Source organism: Streptomyces sp. NPDC001220, from assembly GCF_053597895.1.
The window spans coordinates 335,130-358,021 of record NZ_JBSFJE010000008.1 but is presented as its reverse complement, the minus strand read 5'-3'; the positions used below and the strand labels follow the sequence as shown (position 1 = coordinate 358,021).

General features: G+C 75.5%; 2 protein-coding genes and 1 pseudogene. All 3 read left to right on the top strand.

Annotated features, from left to right (window positions below):
• The first annotated feature begins 4 nt into the window (after nucleotides 1-4).
• Complete coding sequence (locus tag ACWDGI_RS21560; RefSeq protein ID WP_450761269.1) at nucleotides 5-15,970, top strand: type I polyketide synthase; 15,966 nt, start codon at nucleotides 5-7, stop codon at nucleotides 15,968-15,970.
• A 2-nt stretch (nucleotides 15,971-15,972) separates the two neighbouring features.
• A pseudogene (locus ACWDGI_RS21555) lies at nucleotides 15,973-21,327 on the top strand (type I polyketide synthase); the annotation flags it as partial.
• A gap of 23 nt (nucleotides 21,328-21,350) precedes the next feature.
• On the top strand, nucleotides 21,351-22,847 hold the full coding sequence (locus ACWDGI_RS21550) for an FAD-dependent oxidoreductase (protein WP_450761267.1): 1,497 nt from the start codon (nucleotides 21,351-21,353) through the stop codon (nucleotides 22,845-22,847).
• The last annotated feature ends 45 nt before the right edge of the window (nucleotides 22,848-22,892 follow it).

Genomic DNA, 22,892 nt, shown 5'->3' with positions numbered 1-22,892 from the left:
CCGCGTGGCTAACGAGGACAAGCTCCGGGACTATCTCCGGCGTGCGCTGAGCGAGGCGCAGAGTGCGCAGCGCAGGCTCGCCGAGATCGAACAGGCCCGGCGCGAGCCCATCGCGATCGTCGGCATGGCCTGCCGCTACCCCGGTGGCGTCGGCACCCCCGAGCAGCTGTGGGAGATGCTGGCCGCCGGGCGGGACGGGATCTCCGGGTTCCCCGCCGACCGAGGCTGGGACCTGGCCGGACTGCCGGTCGGGCTCGGCGGGTTCGTCGCCGACGCCGGCGACTTCGACCCCGGGTTCTTCGGGATCTCGCCGCGCGAGGCGCTCGCCATGGACCCGCAGCAACGGCTGCTCCTGGAGACCTCCTGGGAGGCGTTCGAACGCGCCGGGATCGACCCGCTCACCGCACGCGGCAGCCGCACCGGTGTCTTCGCCGGCGTGATGTACCACGACTACGCGACACTGATGGACAACGTGCCCGAGGAACTGGAAGGTTTCATCGGCAACGGGAACGCCGCCAGCATCGCCACCGGCCGGGTCGCCTACACCTTCGGATTCGAAGGCCCCGCCGTCACCGTGGACACCGCCTGCTCCTCCTCCCTGGTCACCCTGCACCTGGCGGTGCAGTCGCTGCGCTCGGGAGAGACGACCCTTGCCCTGGCCGGCGGCGTGACCATCATGTCCACCCCCGGCACCTACGTGGAGTTCGACCGGCTCGGCGGACTCGCCGGTGACGGCCGGTGCAAGGCGTTCTCCGCAGACGCCGACGGCACCGGCTGGTCCGAGGGCGCCGGCATGCTGCTGCTGGAGCGGCTTTCCGACGCACAGCGCAACAACCATCCGGTCCTCGCCGTCATCCGAGGCTCCGCCGTCAACCAGGACGGTGCGTCCAACGGGCTAACCGCCCCCAACGGCCAGGCACAGCGCCGGGTCATCGTCGAGGCGTTGACCAACGCGGCACTGTCCCCGGGGGACGTCGACGCGGTGGAGGCGCACGGCACCGGCACCTCGCTGGGCGACCCGGTGGAGGCACAGGCCCTGCACGGCGTCTACGGCGCCGATCGAGAGCGGCCGTTGTGGCTGGGGTCGGTGAAGTCGAACATCGGGCACACGCAGGCCGCCGCGGGCGTCGCCGGCGTGATCAAGGTGGTCGAGGCGATACGCCACGGGGTGCTGCCCCGCACCCTGCACGTCGACACCCCGACCCCGCACGTCGACTGGGCCGGCGGCCCGCTGGAACTCCTCGCCGCATCACGGCCCTGGCCGGAGACCGAGGTCCGTCGGGCGGCGGTGTCGGCGTTCGGGGTGAGCGGGACCAACGCGCACGTGATCATCGAGCAGGCGCCGGCCGTCGAGCCGGCAGCTGTTTCGGAACCGGTGTTGCCGGTGCCGGTGCTGGTGTCCGGGCGGAGTGCCGAGGCGTTGCGGGGGCAGGCGGCTCGGTTGCGTGCGTACCTGCTCGCCGAGCCGGGTGCCGGTGTCGCGGAGGTGGCGCGTGCGGCGGCGCTGTCCCGGGCCGCTCTGGAGCATCGCGGTGCGGTGGTGGCCGCGAACCGAGAGGAACTGCTCGCCGGGCTCACGGAGTTGGCCGACGGGACCGTTTCCGGTGTCGCCGGACACGGGGGCGGCACCGGGTTCCTGTTCTCGGGGCAGGGGTCTCAGTGGTCGGGTATGGGGCGGGAGCTCGTCGACCGTTATCCGGTGTTCGCGGAGTCGTTCGCGGATGTCTGTGGGCGGTTGGAGTCGGTGTTGGGGCGGCCGGTGCGGGAGGTGATTCTCGACGGTGGCGCGGAGCTGGATGAGACGTTGTTCGCGCAGTGTGGTCTGTTCGCGGTCGAGGTCGCGTTGTTCCGGCTTCTCGAGTCGTTCGGTGTGGTGCCGGACTTCGTGGTGGGGCATTCGGTGGGTGAGGTGGCGGCTGCTCATGTGGCGGGGGTGTTGTCGCTGGATGATGCGGTCACTTTGGTGTGTGCGCGTGCCGGGTTGATGCAGGAGTTGCCGTCCGGTGGCGCGATGCTCGCGGTCAATGCCACGGAGGCGGAGGTCGCGGAGGTTCTGTCCGGCCAGGTCGGTATCGCGGCGGTCAATGGCGTCCGCTCGGTCGTCGTGTCCGGTGTCGAGTCGGCGGTGGCGGCGGTCGCGGAGGCGGCGGGGGAGCGGGGCTGGCGGAATACGCGACTGCGGGTGAGTCATGCGTTTCATTCGCCGTTGATGGAGCCGGTGTTGGAGCGGTTCAGTGAGGCGATCGCCGAGGTCGTCTTCGCCTCTCCGGGCATCCCTTTCGTGTCCACGGTGGATCTCCAGGCCGCTCCCGTGGATGCCGATTACTGGGTGCGTAATGTCCGCGACACGGTCCGGTTCGCCGATGCGGTTGCTCACCTGCATGAGCAGGGTGTGTCGAGGTTCGTGGAGGTCGGTCCCGATGCCGCGTTGACGGCCGTAGGACCGGATTGTCTGCCGGTGGACGCGACGGCGGTGTTCGTGCCGTTGCTGCGTCGCGACCAGCCCGAAGTCCGTTCGGTGGCGACCGGGTTGGCCCGGTTCCACATGCATGGCGGTGGTGTCGACTGGGCGTCGTACCTGCCGGCCGCGGCCCGGGTCGAGCTGCCCACCTACGCCTTCCAACGCCGTCGCTACTGGCTGGAGTCGGCTCCCGGAGGCAACCTCGCCGCCTCGGGACTGCTCCCGGCCGGTAACCCGCTGCTCGGTGCGGCCACCGCGCTGGCCGGGTCGGACGCGTATCTGCTCACCGGCCGGCTCTCGGTCGTGTCCCAGCCCTGGCTGGCCGACCACCGTGTCAACGGTGCGATCGTGCTGGCCGGCGCGGCGTTCGTGGAGCTGGCGGTGCAGGCCGCCGACCGTGTCGGTTGCGACCGGGTCGAGGAACTCGTGCTGAGGGCACCGCTGGTGCTGCCCGACACGGGTGCGGTCCGGCTTCAACTGACCGTCCGCGAGGCCCAGGACTCCGGCCGTCGCGCCGTGGAGATCTACTCTCTGGCCGAGGACGCGTCCGAGGACGAGCCGTGGACACTGCACGCCACCGGGACCCTCGCCGTCGGCCCGCACGAACCCCTCGCCGCGGAGGAGAACTGGCCACCGACGGACGCCACCCCGGTGGCCGTGGACGCCGCCTACGCCGATCTCGCCGCTCGGGGCCTCGGCTACGGACCGGCGTTCCAAGGGCTGCGCGCGGCCTGGCGGCGCGGTGACGTGCTCTTCGCCGACATCGCCCTGCCCGACGAACTCCGCGACCGGGCCCGGGGTTTCGGGCTGCACCCCGCGCTGTTGGACGCGGCCCTGCACGCGCTCGCGCTCACCGACGACACGGGCACCGCGCGACTGCCGTTCTCCTGGTCCGGCGTCCGGCTGCACGCCGCCGGAGCGGCCGCCGCGCGGGCGCGGCTCGCACCCACCGGTACGGGCGCCTTCGCGCTGGACCTGTTCGACGGCGCCGGAGCCCCGGTTGCCTCCGTGGAGTCGCTGACTCTGCGAGCCGCCGCCGGAGAGGGGGCGAGCCGGGTGCCCCGGGACTCGCTGTTCCGGCTGGACTGGGACACCGTCCCGGCCCCCGCCGAACCGGCCGGCGGTCGGTGGTCGGCGCTGGGGGCGCTGCCCGAGTCCCTGGCCGCCGACCTGCGGGCCACCGGGATCGACCTCGCGGATGACGGGGACGCCGACCTCACCGTGCTGGCCGTCCCGGCGGGGGAGCCCGTCGAGACGGTCACCGCCACCGTGCTGCGGCAGGTGCAGGACTGGCTGGCCGACAGCGCGGCGCCCGCCCGGCTGCTCGTGGTCACCACCGGCGCGGTCGCCACCGAACCCGCCGGCGCCCCGGCCGATCCGGGAGGTGCGGCGGTGTGGGGGCTGCTGCGTGCCGCGCAGGCCGAACAGCCCGAGCGGATCTTGCTGGCGGATCTCGACGACACCGCCGGGTCCCGTCGCGCCCTGCCCGCCGTACCGGCCACCGGTCAGCCCCAACTCGCTTTGCACGGCGGCCTGTTACACGCTCCCCGGCTGGTAAGGCCCGAACTGGTGCCGCCCGTGGAACCGCACTGGCGGCTGGCCGTCACCCGCCCGGGCACCCTGGAGAACCTCGCGCTGGTGGCCGCCCCCGCCGCGGCGGCCCCCCTGCGGCCTGGCCAGGTGCGTATCGCCGTGCGGGCCGCCGGGCTGAACTTCCGGGATGTGCTCATCGCTCTGGGCATGTACCCCGGTGAGGCGGCCCTCGGCGGCGAGGGCGCCGGCGTGGTCACCGAGGTCGCCGACGACGTCACCGACCTCGCCCCGGGTACTCGGGTCACCGGCCTGTTCGGCGACGCGTTCGCCCCGGTCGCGGTGGCCGAGCGGGCGGCCGTGGCCCCGATTCCGGACGGCTGGACGTTCGAGCAGGCCGCCGCCATGCCGATCGCACACCTCACCGCCCGGCTCGGTCTGGTCGAACTCGCCAGGCTGCGGGCCGGGGAGAAGGTGCTGATCCACTCCGCGGCCGGCGGTGTCGGCATGGCCGCCGTACAACTGGCACGGCATCTCGGCGCCGAGGTCTACGGCACCGCGAGCGAGGGCAAGTGGCAGGTGCTGCGCGACCTCGGCCTGGACGACGCGCACATCGCCTCCTCGCGGGACACCGGCTTCGCCACGCGGTTCGGGCCGGTGGACGTCGTACTGAACTCGCTGTCCGGTGAGTTCGTCGACGCCTCGGCGGCACTGCTGCGCCCCGGCGGCCGGTTCCTGGAAATGGGCAAGACCGACCTGCGTGACCCGGCCGGCTTCCCGGACATCGACTATCTGCCGTACGACCTGATGCAGTTGCCGCCGCGGGAGATGCAGCGGTTGCTGGTCGCGGTGCTGGAGCTGTTCGCCGCGGGGGCGCTGACCGTACCGCCGCCGTCCGTGTGGCCGGTCTCCCGGGCCGTCGACGCGTTCCGGCACCTCAGCCAGGCCCGGCACACCGGCAAACTGGTGCTCACCCTGCCCCGCCGGCCCGACCCGCGGGGCACCGTCCTGATCACCGGCGGCACCGGTACCCTCGGCGGCCTGGTCGCCCGGCATCTGGTGCGCGAGCACGGGGTACGGCACCTGCTGCTGACCAGCCGCCGTGGCAGTGCCCCCGCACTGGAGGCCGAACTCACCGAACTCGGCGCCGACGTGCGCGTGGTGGCCTGCGATGCCGCCGAACGGGACGCGCTGGCCGCCTTGCTGGCCGGCATACCGGCCGAACATCCGCTGACCGCCGTGGTGCACGCGTCCGGGGTCTCCGACGACGGGTTGTTCACCGCGCTCACCCCGGCGCGGCTGGCCGCGACGCTGCGGCCCAAGGTGGCCGCCGCACTGCACCTGGACGAGCTCACCCGCGACCTGGACCTGGCCGCGTTCGTGCTGTTCTCCTCGGCCACCGGCACCCTCGGCGGCCCCGGCCAGGCCAACTACGCGGCCGCCAACGCCTGCCTGGACGCACTGGCCGGCCGGCGACGCATTGCCGGCCGGCCCGCCCAGTCGCTGGCCTGGGGGCTCTGGGCCCCGCCGAGCGGCATCACCGGCGAACTCTCGGCCGCGGGCCTGGCCCGGATGGCCCGCGCCGGAGTGCAGGCGCTCTCCGCCGAGGAGGGGCTGGCGCTGTTCGACACGGCGCTGGCCGTCGACGAACCGGTGCTGCTGCCGGCCAAGGTCCGGTTGCACGCCGCCGACCCGGCGCTGCTGCCACCCCTGCTGCGCGGCCTGGTACGCGGCCCGCGACGTCGTACCGCCACGGCGGCCGGGCCCGCTACGGCCAGCGGGTCCGACCGGCTCACCGCCGAGGAACTGCTGACCCTGGTGCGCGCCGAGACCGCCGCCGTCCTCGGCCATGCCGACGCCGGCTCCGTCGACCCGCAGGCGGAGTTCCGTGCACTCGGCGTGGACTCGCTGTCCGCGGTGGAACTGCGCAACCGGCTCACCGCGGCCACCGGCACCGCCCTGCCCGCGACCCTGGTGTTCGATTACCCGACCCCCGCCGCGGTCGCCGGCCACCTGCGCCAGGACGCGCCCGAGGACAAGGCAGCGCCGCCTCCGGCCGGGGCTGGCGTCGACACCGACGAGCCCATCGCGATCGTCGGCATGGCCTGCCGGTTCCCGTCGCAGATCCGGTCCCCGGAACAGCTGTGGCGGTTCCTGCTCGACGGCGGTGACGGCATCACCGAGTTCCCGGCCGACCGCGGCTGGGACCTGGACTCGCTGTTCGACGCCGACCCCGACCGGCCGGGCACCTCCTACACCCGGCACGGCGGATTCCTGCGCGCCGCCGCCGACTTCGACGCCGACTTCTTCGGCATCAACCCGCGCGAGGCGCTCGCCACCGACCCGCAGCAGCGGCTGCTCCTGGAGACCTCCTGGGAGACCTTCGAACACGCCGGGATCGACCCGGCCGCCGTGCGCGGCAGCCGGACCGGGGTGTACGTGGGCGTGATGCGCCAGGACTACGGCCCGATGCTGCACCACGCCGCCGAGGGCGTGGAGGGCTACCGGCTCACCGGCAGCGCGGCCAGTGTCGCCTCCGGCCGGCTCGCCTACGCGTTCGGTCTGGAAGGCCCCACCCTGACCGTGGACACCGCCTGCTCGTCCTCGCTGGTGGCACTGCACCTGGCCGCCCAGGCGCTGCGCCGCGGCGAGTGCGACCTGGCGCTGGCCGGCGGTGCCACGGTGATGGCCACCCCCGGGCTGTTCGTGGAGTTCTCCCGGCAGCGCGGCCTGGCCGCCGACGGCCGCTGCAAGTCGTTCGCGGCCGACGCCGACGGCACCTCGTGGTCGGAGGGCGCCGGGATGCTGCTCGTGGAGCGGCTCTCCGACGCCCGCGCCGCCGGGCACCCGGTGCTGGCCGTGGTGCGCGGCTCCGCGGTCAACTCCGACGGCGCCTCCAACGGGCTCACCGCACCCAACGGCCCGTCCCAGCAGCGGGTGATCCACGCCGCGCTGGCCACGGCCGGACTGTCCACCGGGGACGTCGACGCGGTGGAGGCGCACGGCACCGGCACCACCCTGGGCGACCCCATCGAGGCGCAGGCCCTGCTGGCCACCTACGGCCAGGGCCGGGACGGCGAGCCGCTGTGGCTCGGGTCGGTCAAGTCCAACATCGGGCACACCCAGGCCGCCTCCGGTGTCGCCGGGATCATCAAGATGGTCCTGGCCCTGCGGGAAGGGCTGCTGCCCCGCACCCTGCACGTCGGCGCACCCAGTCCGCACGTGGACTGGGCCTCCGGCGCGGTCTCCCTGCTCACCGAGGCACGGCCCTGGCCGGAGACCGGCCGGCCCCGCCGCGCCGCGGTCTCCTCGTTCGGCGTCAGCGGCACCAACGCGCACATCGTCGTCGAACAGGCGCCGGCCGAGGCACCGCCGCGGCCGCCGGCCCGCGCCCCGCTGCCGCTGCCGGTCGTGCTGTCCGCCCGCACCGGGGCGGCCCTGCGCGCACAGGCGGCCGGGCTGCTGACCCACCTCCGCGACCACCCGGATGCCGAACCGGCCGCGTTGGCGCACTCGCTGCTGACCACCCGCGCCGCGCACCCGTACCGGGCGGCGGTGCTGACCGGTCCCCACGCCGGGGATCGGCACCCGGGACCGGCCGATCCCCGCCCCGGGCTGACCGCCCTCGCCGACGGCACCCCCGACGCCGACGTGGTCACCGGCTTCGCCGCGGACGCCGGGAAACTGGCCTTCCTGTTCCCCGGCCAGGGCTCCCAGCGCCTCGGGGCCGGCCGTGAACTGGCCGCCGGGTTCCCCGCCTACGCCGAGGCGTTCGACGCGGTGTGCGCCGAACTCGACCGGCACCTGCCCCGGCCGCTGCGCGAGGTGCTGTTCGCCGCCGAGGGCAGTCCCGAGGCCGCCCTGCTCGACCGCACCGACTTCACCCAGGCCGCGCTGTTCGCCGTGGAGGTCGCCCTGGTCCGGCTCACGGAGAGCTGGGGGCTGCGCCCGGACCTGGTGGCCGGCCACTCCGTCGGTGAGATCGTCGCCGCACACATCGCCGGGGCGCTCACCCTCCCGGACGCCGCCAGGTTGGTCACCGCGCGCGGCAGGCTGATGGCGGCGGCCACGACGGGCGGCGCGATGGTCGCCGTCCAGGCCACCGAGGCCGAACTCGCCCCGCTGCTGGCCCGGTACGCCGGGCTGGTACGGCTGGCCGCCGTCAACGGCCCGCATGCGGTGGTGGTGTCCGGCGACGCCGACGCGGTCGCCGGGATCGGCGCGCACTGGCGTGAACGCGGCCGCCGTACCCGGCAGTTGCGGGTCGGCATGGCCCCGCACTCACCGCACGTGGACGGCATCCTGGCCGAGTACCGGGAGATCGTCGCCGGCATCCCGTTCAGCGCGCCACGGCTGCCGGTCGTGTCCACGGTGACCGGGGCACCGCTGTCCGAGCGGGAGATCACCGACCCGGAGCACTGGGTGGCCAACGTCCGGGACAGCGTGCGGTTCCTGCCCGCGGTACGCGCCCTGGCCGAGGCGGGGGCCACCGCGTTCATGGAGATCGGCCCGGCCGCCGCGCTGACCGCCATGACCCGCGACTGCCTGACCGCGACCGAGCCCGCCGCAGGGTCCGTCGACGAGTCCGACGCCGGGTCCACCGACGAGCGCGCCGCGGGGTCTGCCGACGAGCCCGCCGCCGGGACGGTCGTGCTGCCCACCCTGCGCGACGGCCGGGACGAGATCCCGGCGCTGCTGGACGCGTTGACCCGGCTGCACGTGCACGGCATCTCCGCCGACTGGGCCGCGGTCACCGAGGACCGCGCGCCGGCGCCGGTTGCGCTGCCCACCTACCCGTTCCAGCACCGCCGGTTCTGGATGACCGGTGAGACGGCCGCCGACGCCCGCGCGGCCGGTCTCGGCACGATCGGGCACCCGCTGCTCGGCGCGGCCGTCACGCTCGCGGACGGGGCCGGGACGCTGTTCACCGGGCGGCTCTCCACCACCGCCCAGCCCTGGCTCGCCGACCATGTGGTGGCCGGCCGGATCGTGCTGCCCGGCACCGCGTACGTCGACCTCGTCGCCCGTGCCGGGGACGAAGTCGGCTGCGGCCGGATCACCGAACTCACCCTGGAGGCACCACTGGTCCTGCCCGAGCGGGGCGGCGTCGCACTCCAGCTGGTGCTCGGCACGCCCGACGAGCGGGGCCGCCGTACGGTGAACCTGTACTCGCGGGCCGAGGCCGGCACCGCCGACGAGCCGTGGACCCGACACGCCTCCGGCACCGTCGAACCGGCGGACGACGGCGCGCCACCGTTGGGCGAGTGGCCCCCGGCCGAGTCCGAGTGGGACGAGCCCGGCGGGCTGTACGAGCTGCTGGCCGACCGGGGCCTGGCCTACGGACCGGTGTTCCAGGGCCTGCGCCGGGTCTGGCGGCACGGCGAGGAGCTGTACGCCGAGGTGGCCCTGCCCGCGCAGGCCGAGCCCGCCGGCTTCGGGGTGCACCCGGCGCTGCTGGACGCCGCGTTGCACGCGCTGGCCACCGACCCGCAGGCGTCCTCGGCCGCCCTGCCGTTCGCCTGGACCGGGGTGACCGTGCGGCAGCCCGGCGCCGACACGCTGCGGGTGCGGCTCACCCCGGCCGACGGCGGCTTCGCCATCGCCGCGTACGACGGCCACGGCGCCCCGGTCCTCACCGTGGACAGCCTCGCGCTGCGCCCGATACCCGAGGGACCGACCGCCCCGGACCGCGGGACCGAGGCACTGCACAGGGTCGACTGGACGCCCGTGCCCATCCCCACGGAGGACCCCTCACCGACCGGACCGAGCACCGGCACCGAGGACCCCGCGCCCGTCCGGCTCGGCGCGGACCTCGACCTCACCGCGGTGACCGAGCCCGGAGAGTGGCTGCTCGCCGCGCTGCCCGCCGCCACGGACGACCCGGCCGGCCTCGCCACCGCCACCCACCGCGTCCTGGCCCTGTTGCGCACGTTCCTGACCGAGGAACGGTTCGCCGGTACCACGCTCGCCCTGCGCACCACCGGAGCCGTCGACGGCACCGACCTGGGCGCCGCCGCCGTCTGGGGCCTGGCCCGCTCCGCCCAGTCGGAGAACCCGGGCCGGATCGTGCTCCTCGACAGCGACGGCAGCCTGCCCGACCCCGTCGCCCTGGCCACCGGCGAGCCCCAAGTGGCCGTCCGGGACGGCGCATTGCGGGTGCCCCGGCTGGTCCGCGCCGACGCCGGCGAGTCCGCCGTATGGCACCCGGAGGGCACGGTGCTGATCACCGGCGGCACCGGCGCCCTCGGCTCGGTGCTGGCCCGGCACCTGGCCGCCGAGCACGGCGTACGGCACCTGCTGCTCACCGGCCGCCGTGGCCCCGACGCCCCGGGCGCCGCCGAACTGGCCGCCGATCTCGCCGAGCTCGGCGCCACCGCCCAGGTGGTGGCCTGCGACGTCGGCGACCGGGACGCGCTGGCCGCGCTGCTGGCCGGTGTCCCCGACGCGCACCCGCTGACCGCCGTGGTGCACGCCGCCGGTGTGCTGGACGACGGGATGCTCGCCGCGCAGACCCCGGAGCGCATCGACCGGGTGCTGCGGCCCAAGGCGGCCGCCGCACTGCACCTGGACGAGCTGACCCGCGACCTGGACCTGGCCGCGTTCGTGCTGTTCTCCTCGGCCGCCGGGATCCTGGGCAGCCCCGGGCAGAGCAACTACGCCGCCGCCAACGCCGTCCTGGACGGCCTCGCCGCCCGCCGCCGCGCGGCCGGCCTGCCCGCCGTCTCGCTGGCCTGGGGCCTGTGGGCCGGAGGCATGGGCGACACGGCGGACGGCACCGCCCGGCAGCGCATCGAACGCCTCGGGGTGGTGCCGCTCGAACCGGCCGAGGGCATGCGGCTGTTCGACGCCGCAGTACCCGGCGCGAACGCCCTGGCCGTCCCCGTCCGGCTGAACCTGGCCGCACTCCGCGAGCAGGCCCGCACCGTCCCGCCGGCCCCGGTGCTGCGCGCCCTGGTCCGGGTCCCGGCCCGCCGTGCCACCGGCACCGGCGCGCTCCGGGCGGCGTTCGCCGGCCTCGACGAGGCCGCCCGCGGCCGGCTGGTGCACGACACCGTACGCAGCGCGGTCGCCGCCACCCTCGGCCACGCCAACGCGGCCGAACTGGGCGACCGGCGCGCCTTCACCGACCTCGGCTTCGACTCGCTGACCTCGGTGGAACTGCGCAACCGGCTGGCCACCGGCACCGGCCTCACGCTGCCCGCCACCCTCGCCTTCGACCACCCGAGCATCGCGGCCACCGCCGCCTACCTGCTGCACAGGCTCACCGCGGCCGCCGCCCCGGCGCCCACCGCACCCCGCCGCACCGGGCCGGCCGACGAACCGATCGCCATCATCGGCATGGCCTGCCGCTACCCCGGCGGAGTGCGCTCCCCGGAGGACCTGTGGCGACTGGTGACCGCGGACGGCGACGGCATCTCGCCGTTCCCCACCGACCGCGGCTGGCACACCGAACAGCTCTACGACCCCGACCCCGACCGCGCCGGGCGCACCTATCTCACCAAGGGCGGATTCCTGCACGACGCGGCCGAGTTCGACGCCGGCCTGTTCGGGATCTCCCCGCGCGAGGCCCTCGCCATGGACCCCCAGCAGCGGCTGCTCCTGGAGACCTCCTGGGAGGCGCTGGAACGCACCGGCATCGACCCGATGTCCCTGCGGGACACCGACACCGGCGTGTTCGTCGGCGTGATGTACCACGACTACGCCACCCGGCTTCCCAGCACCCCGCAGGACGTCGAGGGCTACCTCGGCGCGGGCACCGCGGGCAGCGTCGCCTCCGGCCGGGTCGCCTACACCTTCGGCCTGCAGGGCCCCGCGGTCACCGTCGACACCGCCTGCTCCTCCTCGCTGGTCACCCTGCACCTGGCGGCGCAGGCGCTGCGTGCGGGGGAGTGTTCCCTGGCGCTGGCCGGCGGCGCGACCGTGATGTCCACCCCCGGCACCTTCATCGAGTTCTCCCGGCAGCGCGGACTGGCCGCCGACGGCCGGGTGAAGGCGTTCGCCGCCGACGCGGACGGCACCGTCTGGTCCGAGGGCGTCGGCCTGCTGGTGGTGGAACGGCTCTCCGACGCCCGCCGCAACGGCCACCGCGTCCTCGGTGTGCTGCGCGGCTCGGCGGTCAACCAGGACGGCGCGTCCAACGGGCTCACCGCCCCCAACGGCCCTTCCCAGGAACGGGTCATCCGCACCGCGCTCGCCGCGGCCCGGCTGTCCCCCGCGGACGTGGACCTGGTCGAGGCGCACGGTACCGGCACCGCCCTGGGCGACCCCATCGAGGCCCAGGCGCTGCTGGAGACCTACGGAGCCGACCGCGAACAGCCCCTGTGGCTCGGGTCGGTGAAGTCGAACATCGGGCACACCCAGGCCGCCGCCGGCGTCGCCGGTGTGATCAAGGTCGTCCAGGCGATGCACCACGGGGTGCTGCCGCGCACCCTGCACATCGGCGAACCGACCTCGCACGTGGACTGGTCGGCCGGCGCGGTACGGCTGCTCACCGAGGCACGGCCCTGGCCGGAACGGGAGGGGCCGCGGCGGGCGGCGGTGTCCTCGTTCGGGATCAGCGGCACCAACGCCCACGTGATCATCGAACAGGGCCCGGAGGTTCCGGCCCCGCAGCCGGCCCCCCGGCGGCCCGTGCCGGTGCCGCTGTCCGGCGACACCGAGGCCGCACTGCGCGCCCAGGCCGGCCGGCTGCGCACCTGGCTGGCCGCCGAACCGGACGCCGGAGTCGCCGAGTCGGCCGCCGCACTGACCACGGGGCGCTCCGCGCTGACCCACCGCGCCGTGGTGGTCGCGGCCGACCGCGAGGAACTCCTCACCGGACTGACCGCGCTGGCCGCCGGGGACACCGCAGCGCACATCGCCACCGGAACCGCCGGGGCCACCGGCCGCACGGTGTTCGTGTTCCCGGGGCAGGGGGCGCAGTGGGCGGGCATGGCGGTGGAACTGCTGGACTCCTCACCGGTGTTCGCGGAGCGGATGGCCGAATGCGCCTCGGCGCTCGGTGAGTTCGTGGACTGGTCGCTGCCGGGTGTACTGCGGGGGGAGGCCGGTCAGCCGTCCCTGGAGCGGGTGGACGTCGTACAGCCGGTGTCGTTCGCGGTGATGGTGTCGCTCGCCGCGCTGTGGCGGTCGTTCGGCGTCGAACCGGACGCGGTGGTGGGGCACTCCCAGGGGGAGATCGCCGCCGCCTGTGTGGCGGGGGCGCTGTCCCTGCGCGACGCCGCGCTGGTGGTCTGCGTGCGGAGCGGGCTGATCGCCGGGGAACTGGCCGGACACGGCGGGATGGCCTCCGTGACGCTGCCCGCCGACGAGGTGACCGCCCTGCTGCCCGCGGGCGTGACGGTCGCCGCGGTCAACGGCTCCGCCGCCACGGTGGTCTCCGGCGACCCGGCGGCCCTGGACCGGCTGCTGGCCGACTGCGAGGCGCGGGGCACCCGTGCCCGTCGTATCGCGGTGGACTACGCCTCCCACTCCCCGCAGGTCGAGCGGATCGAGACACGACTGGTCGAGGCCCTAGCGGAGGTGCGGCCGAGGGCGGCCGACGTGCCGATGTTCTCCACGGTCACCGGCGACTGGGCCGACCCGGCCACGCTGGACGCGGAGTACTGGTACCGCAACCTCCGGCAGACCGTTCGTTTCGAAGCAGCCGTGCGCGCCTTGGCCGAGCAGGGTCACCGTGGCTTCGTCGAGGTCGGCCCGCACCCCGTGCTGACGCCCGGCATCGACCAGACGCTGGACGAGGCGACCGTCGTGGGCTCGCTGCGCCGTGACGAGGGCGGCCTCGACCGGTTCCTGCTCTCCGTGGCCGAGGCACAGGTCGCGGGGTTCCCGGTACGGCTGGCCGCCGCCTTCGACGGCACCCGTCCCGCCCCGCCGGACCTGCCCACCTACGCCTTCCAACGACAGCGCTACTGGCTGGCCGCCCCGGAGCACACCGGCCCCGACGCGGCGGACGGCACGTTCTGGGCGGCCGTCGACCCGGCCGACCCCAAGGCACTGGCCGACCTGCTCGGCGTGCCGGCCGAACCGCTCGCCGAGGTCCTGCCCGCACTGGCCGCCTGGCGCGCCACCCAGGAGACGACCGCCACCACCGACAGCCGGCGCTACACCGTGGGCTGGCGGCCCGCCGAGGCCACCGACGTGGTACTGAGCGGCACCTGGCTGGTCCTCGGCCCGGACACACCGGCCCTGGCCGAGGAGTGCGCCGCCGCACTCGGCCGTGCCGGGGCCGAGGCCCGCGTGGTCGACCAGGACACCGTCGCGGCCGAGGCCGGCACGGCCACCGGGGTGGTCTCGCTGCTCGGCCTGGCCGAAGGCCCGCACCCGGACCACCCCGCCGTACCCGCCGGACTGGCCACCACCCTCGACCTGGTGCACGCCCTGGCCGACACCGGCACCGCGCTGTGGCTGGTCACCTCCGGCGCGGTCGCCGCCACCCCGGCCGACCGGCTGCGCCACCCCGAGCAGGCCATGCTCTGGGGCCTGGGCCGCACCCTCGCGCTGGAGCAGCCGAAGCTGTTCGGCGGCATCGTCGACCTGCCCGAGGACCCGGGCCGGGGACTCGACCGGCTGGCCGCGCTGCTGGCCGGCACCGAGGACCAGGCCGCCGTACGCGACACCGGGCTGCTGGTGCCGCGCCTCGCGCACGCCCCGCTGGGCGGACGCACCCCGGCCCGGCCATGGCAGCCCACCGGCACCGTGCTGGTCACCGACGGCCTCGGCCCGATGGGGCTGCCGGTGGCCCGCTGGCTGGCCGCCAACGGCGCACAGGCGCTGGTCCTCACCACCGACGACCCGGCCGTCACCGCACCGGACGACCTCGGCGTCCCGGTCACCGTCAGCACCTGCGACCCGGCCGACGGGACCGCGCTCGCCGGACTGCTCGCCGCCGTCCCGGCGGACACCCCGCTGACCGCCGTCGTGCACACCGCGGGCACCCTGCGCTCCGGCCCGCTGGCCGGCACGGACCTCGCCGAGGTCGCCGCCACCCTCGACGCGAAGGTGCGCGGCGCGGCCAACCTGCACCGGCTCACCGGTGACTTGGACGCCTTCGTGCTCTTCTCCTCCGTCGCGGCCACCTGGGGCGGCAGCGAACAGGGCGCCTTCGCCGCGGCCAACGCCTACCTCGACGCGCTGGCGCAGCATCGGCACGCCCGCGGGCTGCCCGCCACCTCCATCGCCTGGGGCCCGTGGGAAGGCGCCGGGTTCGGGGCGGCGGACGCCGGCACCGAGGCCCGGCGCCGGGAGGAACTGCGCCGCCGGGGCGTGCTGGCGCTGCCCCCGCAGGAGGCGCTCGCCGCGCTGGCCGACGCGGTGCGGCACGCCGACACCACCGTGACCGTCGCCGACGTGGACTGGGCCGGTTTCGCACCCGCGTTCACCGCCGCCCGGCCCAGCCCGCTGCTGGGCGACCTGCCCGAGGTACGGGACGCGCTCACCACCGTGACCGGTGAACCGGACGCCGCCGAGTCCCGGCTCGCCGACCGGCTGGCCGCGCTGCCCGAGGCCGACCAGCAGCGCGAACTCGTCGAGGTGGTACGACGGGAGGTGGCCGTCGTCCTCGGGCACGGCGACCCGGACGCGCTGCCCACCGGACGGCCGTTCACCGACCTCGGCTTCGACTCGCTGGCCGCGGTCAACCTGCGCAACCGACTCGGCGCGGCCACCGGCGTACGACTGTCGGCCAGCGCCGTGTTCGACCATCCGACCCCCGCCGGACTCGCCGACCACCTGCGCCGGCAGCTGGTGGTGCCCGCCGCGACCGCCGTCGGTTCCCTCGACGAGGAACTCGACCGGCTGGCCGGAGTGCTGGCCGAGGTGTCCGGCGAGGACGACCGGCGGCGGGCGCTGATCCGGCTGCAAGGACTGGTCGGGCGGCTGACCCCGCGCGCCGACGGCGGCCGCGAGTCGGTCACCGAGCAGCTCGGGACCGCCAGCGACGAAGAGATCTTCCGGTTCATCGACTCGGAGTTGAGCTGATCATGAGTGATGTCGACCGTCTCCGCGACTACCTGCGCAAGGTCACCGTCGACCTGCACGAGACCCGGCAGCGGTTGCGGGACTACGAGCAGCGCGACACCGAGCCGGTGGCAGTCGTCGGCATGGCCTGCCGCTTCCCCGGCGGCATCGCCTCGCCCGAGGACCTGTGGGAGGTGGTGGCCGCGGGACGGGACGTGATGTCGGCCTTCCCCACCGACCGGGGCTGGCCCCTGGACCGCCTCTTCGACCCCGACCCGGACCGGCCCGGCACCACCTACGTCAAGGAGGGCGGGTTCCTGTACGACGTGGCCGACTTCGACGCCACGTTCTTCGGGATCTCACCGCGCGAGGCCCTCGCCATGGACCCGCAGCAGCGGCTGCTCCTGGAGACCTCCTGGGAGGCGCTGGAGCGGGCCGGCATCGACCCGCTGTCGCTGCGCGGCAGCCGCACCGGAGTGTTCGTCGGCAGCGGCGCCCAGGACTACGGGATGCTCGCCGCGCAGGCCGCCGAGGACCTGGAGGGGTACCTGCTGACCGGCAACGCGATCAGCGTGCTCTCCGGACGGCTGTCCTACACCCTCGGCCTGGAGGGCCCCGCGCTGTCCGTGGACACCGCCTGCTCGGCCTCCCTGGTCGCCCTGCACCTGGCCCGCCAGTCGCTGGCCCGCGGTGAGTGCTCGCTGGCGCTGGCCGGCGGGGCGTCGGTGCTGTCCACCCCGGCCGGGTTCGTGGAACTGTCCCGGCAGCGCGGCCTGGCCCCGGACGGCCGCGCCAAGGCGTTCGCCGAGGCCGCCGACGGCACCGCCTGGGCCGAGGGCGCCGGGATCCTGGTGCTGGAACGGCTCTCCGACGCGCGCCGCAACCGCCACCGCGTGCTCGCCGTGGTACGCGGCTCGGCCGTCAACCAGGACGGCGCCTCCAACGGGCTGACCGCACCCAACGGGCCCTCCCAGGAACGGGTCATCCGCGCCGCGCTCGCCGACGCGGGCCTGGCCGCCGCCGACATCGACGCCGTCGAGGCACACGGCACCGGAACCGCGCTGGGCGACCCCATCGAGGCCAACGCGCTGCTCGCCACGTACGGCCGCAACCGGCCCGCCGACCGGCCGCTGTGGCTGGGCTCGCTCAAGTCCAACCTGGGCCACGCCGGCGCGGCGGCCGGGGTCGGCGGCATCATCAAGACGGTGATGGCACTGCGCGGCGACCGGCTGCCGCGCACCCTGCACGTGGACGCGCCCACCTCCGAGGCGGACTTCACCTCCGGCGCGGTGGCGCTGCTCACCGAGGAGCAGCCCTGGCCGGAGACCGGCCGACCGCGCCGCGCCGGCGTCTCCGCGTTCGGCATCAGCGGCACCAACGCACACGTACTGCTGGAACAGGCCGACGAGTTCGAGGCGCCGGAGCCGGGAACGGCCGTGGCGGCCGAGGCGATCGGCAGGCCCGCGCCGGTACCCCTGGTGGTCTCCGCCCGCTCCCGCGAGGCCCTGCAGGCCCAGGCCGAGCGCCTGCTGCCCCTGGTGCGGAGCGCTACCCCGCTGCCCGACCTCGCCGCGGCCCTGCTGCACTCCCGTGCCGCCCTCGAACACCGTGCCGTGGTCGTCGCCGCCGACCCGGACACCGCCGCCGAGGGCCTGGCCGCCCTGGCCGCGGGCCGGTCGCACGACACCCTGGTCGGTGCCACCGCCGCACCGGACGACCGGGTGGTGTTCGTGTTCCCCGGCCAGGGCTCCCAGTGGACCGGCATGGCCGCCGAACTCCTCGACTCCGCACCGGTGTTCGCCGCGCACCTCGCCGAGTGCGACACCGCGGCCCGCGCCTTCGTGGACTGGTCCCTCACCGACGTGCTGCGCGGGGCGCCCGGCGCGCCCGACATGGAGCGCATCGAGATCCTGCAACCGGTGCTGTTCGCGGTGATGGTGTCGCTGGCCGAACTGTGGCGTTCCTACGGCCTCACCCCGGCCGCGGTGGTCGGCAGCAGCCAGGGCGAGATCGCCGCCGCCTACACGGCCGGGGCGCTGTCCCTGCACGACGCGCTGAAGATCGTGGTGCTGCGCAGCCAGTTGTTCGCCGACGAACTGCGCGGCAACGGCGCGGTGGTGTCGGTGGCCGCGCCCGAGGAGCAGGTCCGCGCCCGGCTGGCCGCGCAGGGCGACGCGCTGCACATCGGCGGGGTCAACGGCCCGAACGCGGTCACGGTGGTCGGCGAGCCGGCCGGCCTCGATCGGTTCGTCGCCGAGGCCACCGCCGACGGGCTGCGCGCCCGCCTGGTCGCCTCCACCGTCGCCTCGCACTGCGACCAGGTGGACCCGCTGCACGACCGCATCGTGGACATGTTCGCGGACGTACGGCCCACCGCCGCCGAGGTGCCGTTCTGCTCCACCGTCACCGGCGCCTTCACCGGCACCGGCACCCTGGGCGCGGAGTACTGGTTCGACAACGCCCGCCGGCCGGTGGCCTTCGACCCGGCCGTGCGCACCCTGCTGGCCGCCGGGTTCCGGCACTTCGTCGAGGTCAGTCCGCACCCGGTCCTGGTCACCGCCGTCCAGGAGATCGCCGAGGACGCCGGGGCCGAGGCCGCCGCGGTCGGTTCGCTGCGCCGGGACCAGGGCGGCCTGGACCGCTTCCTGCGCTCGGTGGCCGACGCCCACACCCGCGGCGCCCCGGTCGACCTCGGCGCCGCCCTGGCGGGCCGGGACGCCGCCTGGGTGGACCTGCCCACCTACCCCTTCCAACGGCAGCGCTACTGGCCGGAGCCCGACCCCACCGCCGCGACGGCGACCTCCGATCCGATGGAGTCCGGTTTCTGGGAGGCGGTCGAGAACGCCGACCTGGCCGGCCTCAGCGACGCCCTGGAACTGGACACCGCGCCGCTGGCCGCCGTACTGCCCGCGCTGTCGGCGTGGCGGCGGCAGCGGCGGGAGCAGTCCGTCGTGGACTCCTGGCGCCACACCCTGGACTGGCGGCCGGTGCCCGACCCGGCGAGCGCCCGGCTCTCCGGGGACTGGCTGGTCGCCGTACCCCCGGGGCACACCGGTCCGGAACCCGACGCGCTGGCCCGGCACGGCGCCCGGGTGATCCGGGTCGAGGTCGCCGCCGGTCCGCCGGACCCGGAAGCCCTGCGCACCGCGCTGGCCGGCGCGCAACCCGCCGGGGTGCTCGCCCTGTTGGCCTGGCCGGCCGCCGTGTCCCTGGTCCGTGCCCTCGTCGAAGCGGGCGTGGCGGCCCCGCTGTGGTTCACCACCACAAGAGCGGTGGCCCTGGACGCCGAGCCGGACGGCGACCCGGACCGGGCCGGCCTGTGGGGCCTGGCCCCCACCGTGTCCCTGGAACACCCCGCCCTCACCGGCGGCATCGTCGACCTGCCCGCCCAGGCCGACGAACGGGCGCTGACCCGCTGGTGCGCGGCGCTGTCCGGGCGGACCGGCGAGGAACAACTCGCCGTCCGCCCGGCCGGGTTGTTCGCCCGCCGCCTGGTGCGCAGCCCACTGACCGCCCCGACCGGCGCCGTCTGGCGCCCCACCGGTACCACCCTGGTCACCGGCGCGGACACCGCCGTCGGCGCGGCCACGGCCCGCTGGCTGGCCGCAGTCGGCGCCCCCGCGCTGCTGCTGGCCACCGACCCGGACGCCACCGTGGCCGCCGACGTCGTCACCGGACTGCGCGACCTGGGCGCCGAAGTCCACACCGTGGCCTGCGACCTGACGGACCGTGAGTCCGTCGCCGAACTGCTCGCCGGGCAGCCGGTCACCGCCGTGCTGCACACCGCCGTACCGCTGACCGAGGCGCCCCTGACCGCCCTCGACGGCACCGCCGCGCCCCACCCTGGGGTCACCGCCGCCCGGCACCTGCACGACCTCACCCGCGACACCCCGCTCACGGCGTTCGTGCTGTTCTCCTCCGTGTCCGGCACCTTCGGCGGCGTCGGCCAGGCCGGCTACGCCGCGGCCGCCGCCGCACTGGACGCGCTGGCCGAACACCGTGCCGCTGCCGGGCTGCCCGCCCTCTCGGTGGCCTGGGCGCCCTGGGACGACCCGGCCGACACCACCGGCGTGGCGGCCACCCGCCGGGAACGGCTGGCCGGCCGGGGCATCGCGGTCCTCGACGAGCACCGTGCCCTGGCCGCGCTCGGCGCCGCGCTCACCGCCGGGGACACCCGGCTGCTGCTCGCCGACGTGGACTGGCCGCGGTTCCGGGCCGCGTACACCTTCACCGGACCGCGCCCGCTCATCGCCGACTTCACCCCCGGCCGCGGCCGCCGCGAGCCCACCGGCCCGGACACCCCGGACGCCGGCCGGCTGGCCGCCCTGCCCGCCGCCGAGCGGTACGGCGCGCTGCTGGCCGCGATCACCGGGCAGGCCGCCGCCGTCCTGGGCTTCGCCGACGGCTCCGCGATCGACCCAGGACGCCGCTTCCTCGAACACGGCTTCGACTCGCTGACCACCCTGGAGCTGCGCAACCGGCTGTCGGCGGCCACCGGGTTACGACTGACCGCGGCCACCCTGTTCGAGCACGACACCCCCGAGGCGCTCGCCCGGTACCTGGGGGGCGAACTCGGCCCGGACCCGGCCGCCACCCCCGAGGCCGGGGTGTTCACGGGCCTGTACCGCGCGGCGACCGAGGCCGGGAAGACCGGCGAGTTCATCGAACTGCTGGGCGCCGCCGCCAAGTTGCGTACCACCTTCGGCTCCGGCGACGAGGCCGCCCCGCTGCCCGCACCGGTGGAGCTGACCGCCCATGACGAGGGCCCGCTCCTGGTCTGCCTGCCCACCGTGCTGGCCACCTCCGGCCCGCACCAGTACGCCCGGTTCGCCGCCGGACTGCGCGGCCGGCGCGCGGTCTCGGCACTCGCCCTGCCCGGCTATCTCGAAGGCGAACCGCTGCCCGCCGACCGGCCCGCCGCCATCGCGGCCGTCACCCGGCAGGTGGAGACGGCGGCGGGGGAGCGGCCGGTGGTGCTGGTCGGCTACTCCTCGGGCGGACTGCTGGCCGACGGCGTCGCCGCCGCGCTGGCCGCACGGGGCCGGCCGGCCGCCGGCCTGGTCCTCGTCGACACCTTCGTCTTCGGCCCCGAACTCACCACCGACGGCGCCGCCCTGTTCGAGCAGATGCTCACCCGGCTGGCCGACAACGGCGCGGTCACCGACGCCCGGCTCACCGCCATGGGCGGCTACCTGCGGCTGCTCACCGACTGGGAACCCGCCGACTCCGGCACGCCGGTCCTGGTGGCCCGCGCCACCGAGCCGCTCACCGGGTTCGCCCGCCCGCCGGCCTCCTGGGCCTGCCCGCACGACGTGGTGGAGCTGGCCGGCGACCACTTCACCGTCCTCGAAGAGCACGCCGACCGTACTGCCCAGGCGGTGCACGAGTGGCTGGAGAAACAGTGACACAACGACGTACCACCGTTCTGGTCGTCGGCGCGGGCCCGTGCGGCCTGGCCATGGCCGCACAGCTCAGCCGGCTCGGCGTGGCGGTCACCGTGGTCGACGCGGCCGACCACCCGCACACCGGCTCCCGGGCGATCCTGCTGTGGCCGCCGGTACGGGAGGTCCTCGGCGAACTGGGGCTCGCCGAGCGGGCCGTCCACGACAGCGTCCAGCCCGCCGCACTCCACTACCACCTGGGCTCGGGCGGCAGCGTGCGCGTACCGCTCAGCGAGGCCAACGCCCCACTGGTGCTGCCCCAGGAGCGCACCGGCCGGCTGCTCGCCCAGGCGCTGGCCGACCGGGGCGTCGACGTCGAGTGGGGCACCCGGGTCACCAAGGTCGCCCCGGACACGCACACGGTCACCGTCACCGCGAGCCGCGCGGACGGCACCACCACCGAGATCGAGGCCGACTGGGTGGTGGGCGCCGACGGGCTGCACAGCCAGGTCCGCGCCCAGCTGGGCATCGACTTCTCCGGGGCCCGGTTCCCGGCCACCTTCCTGCTCGCCGAAGGACGTATCGCCGGCGAACACGGCAGCGGCGGGATCAGCACCGAGGAGATCCACTACTTCCTCGCCGACACCGGGGTCGCGCTGATCGCCCCGCTGCCCGGCGGGGAGTTCCGCATCTCCGGCGCGGTCCCGGACGGCACCGAGGCCACCGCCGAGCAGGCCCAGGCACTGCTGGACGAACGCGGGCCCGGCGGGCTCCGCTTCACCGAGGTGCGCACCGTGACCCTGTTCGCCAGCGACGAGCGGGTGGCCGGCGCGCTGCGCTCCGGCCGTTGCTTCCTCGTCGGCGACGCCGCCCACGTGCACAGCCCGATCGGCGGCCAGGGCCTCAACCTCGGCATCCCCGACACCCGCAACCTGGCCTGGAAACTCGCCGGCGTGGTGCACGGCCGCTTGCACGAGTCGGTACTGGACACCTACGACCCGGAGCGCCGGGCCGCGATCGAGCAGACCCTCCAGGCCACCGGCCGGATGGCCCGGCAGGCCGTGGTCGGCCCGCTGGCCCGTCAGATCCGCAACATCACCTGGCGATTGCTCGACGCCACCGGCGTACTGGCCCGCGGCTACGCCCCGATGCTGGCCGGCTGGCGCAGCCACTACCCGGACGTGCTGTTCGGCGGCACGGAACGCGCCCGGCCGCGCCCCGGTACCCGGGACCCCCGGTGGATCCCCAAGCCGACCGACGAACTGGCCGGCCGGTTCCAGCTGATCACCTACGGCGGCAAGGACACCCGACTGGCCACCGAGGCGGCGGAGCTGGCCGACCGACTGCCCCAACTGGTCGCGCACTTCCCGCTGGACGGCCCCACCGAGAAGTACGTGCTGCTGCGCCCGGACGGCTATGTGGCCGCCGCCGGCCCCGCCGACCGGTTCCCCGACGCAGCCGCGAAGCTCACCGCACTGGTCCCCACCCCGTCGTCCCCGGCCGCCACCACCCCGTGACGGCCGAGCACCTCACGAACCGAGCACCTCACGAACCGAGCACCC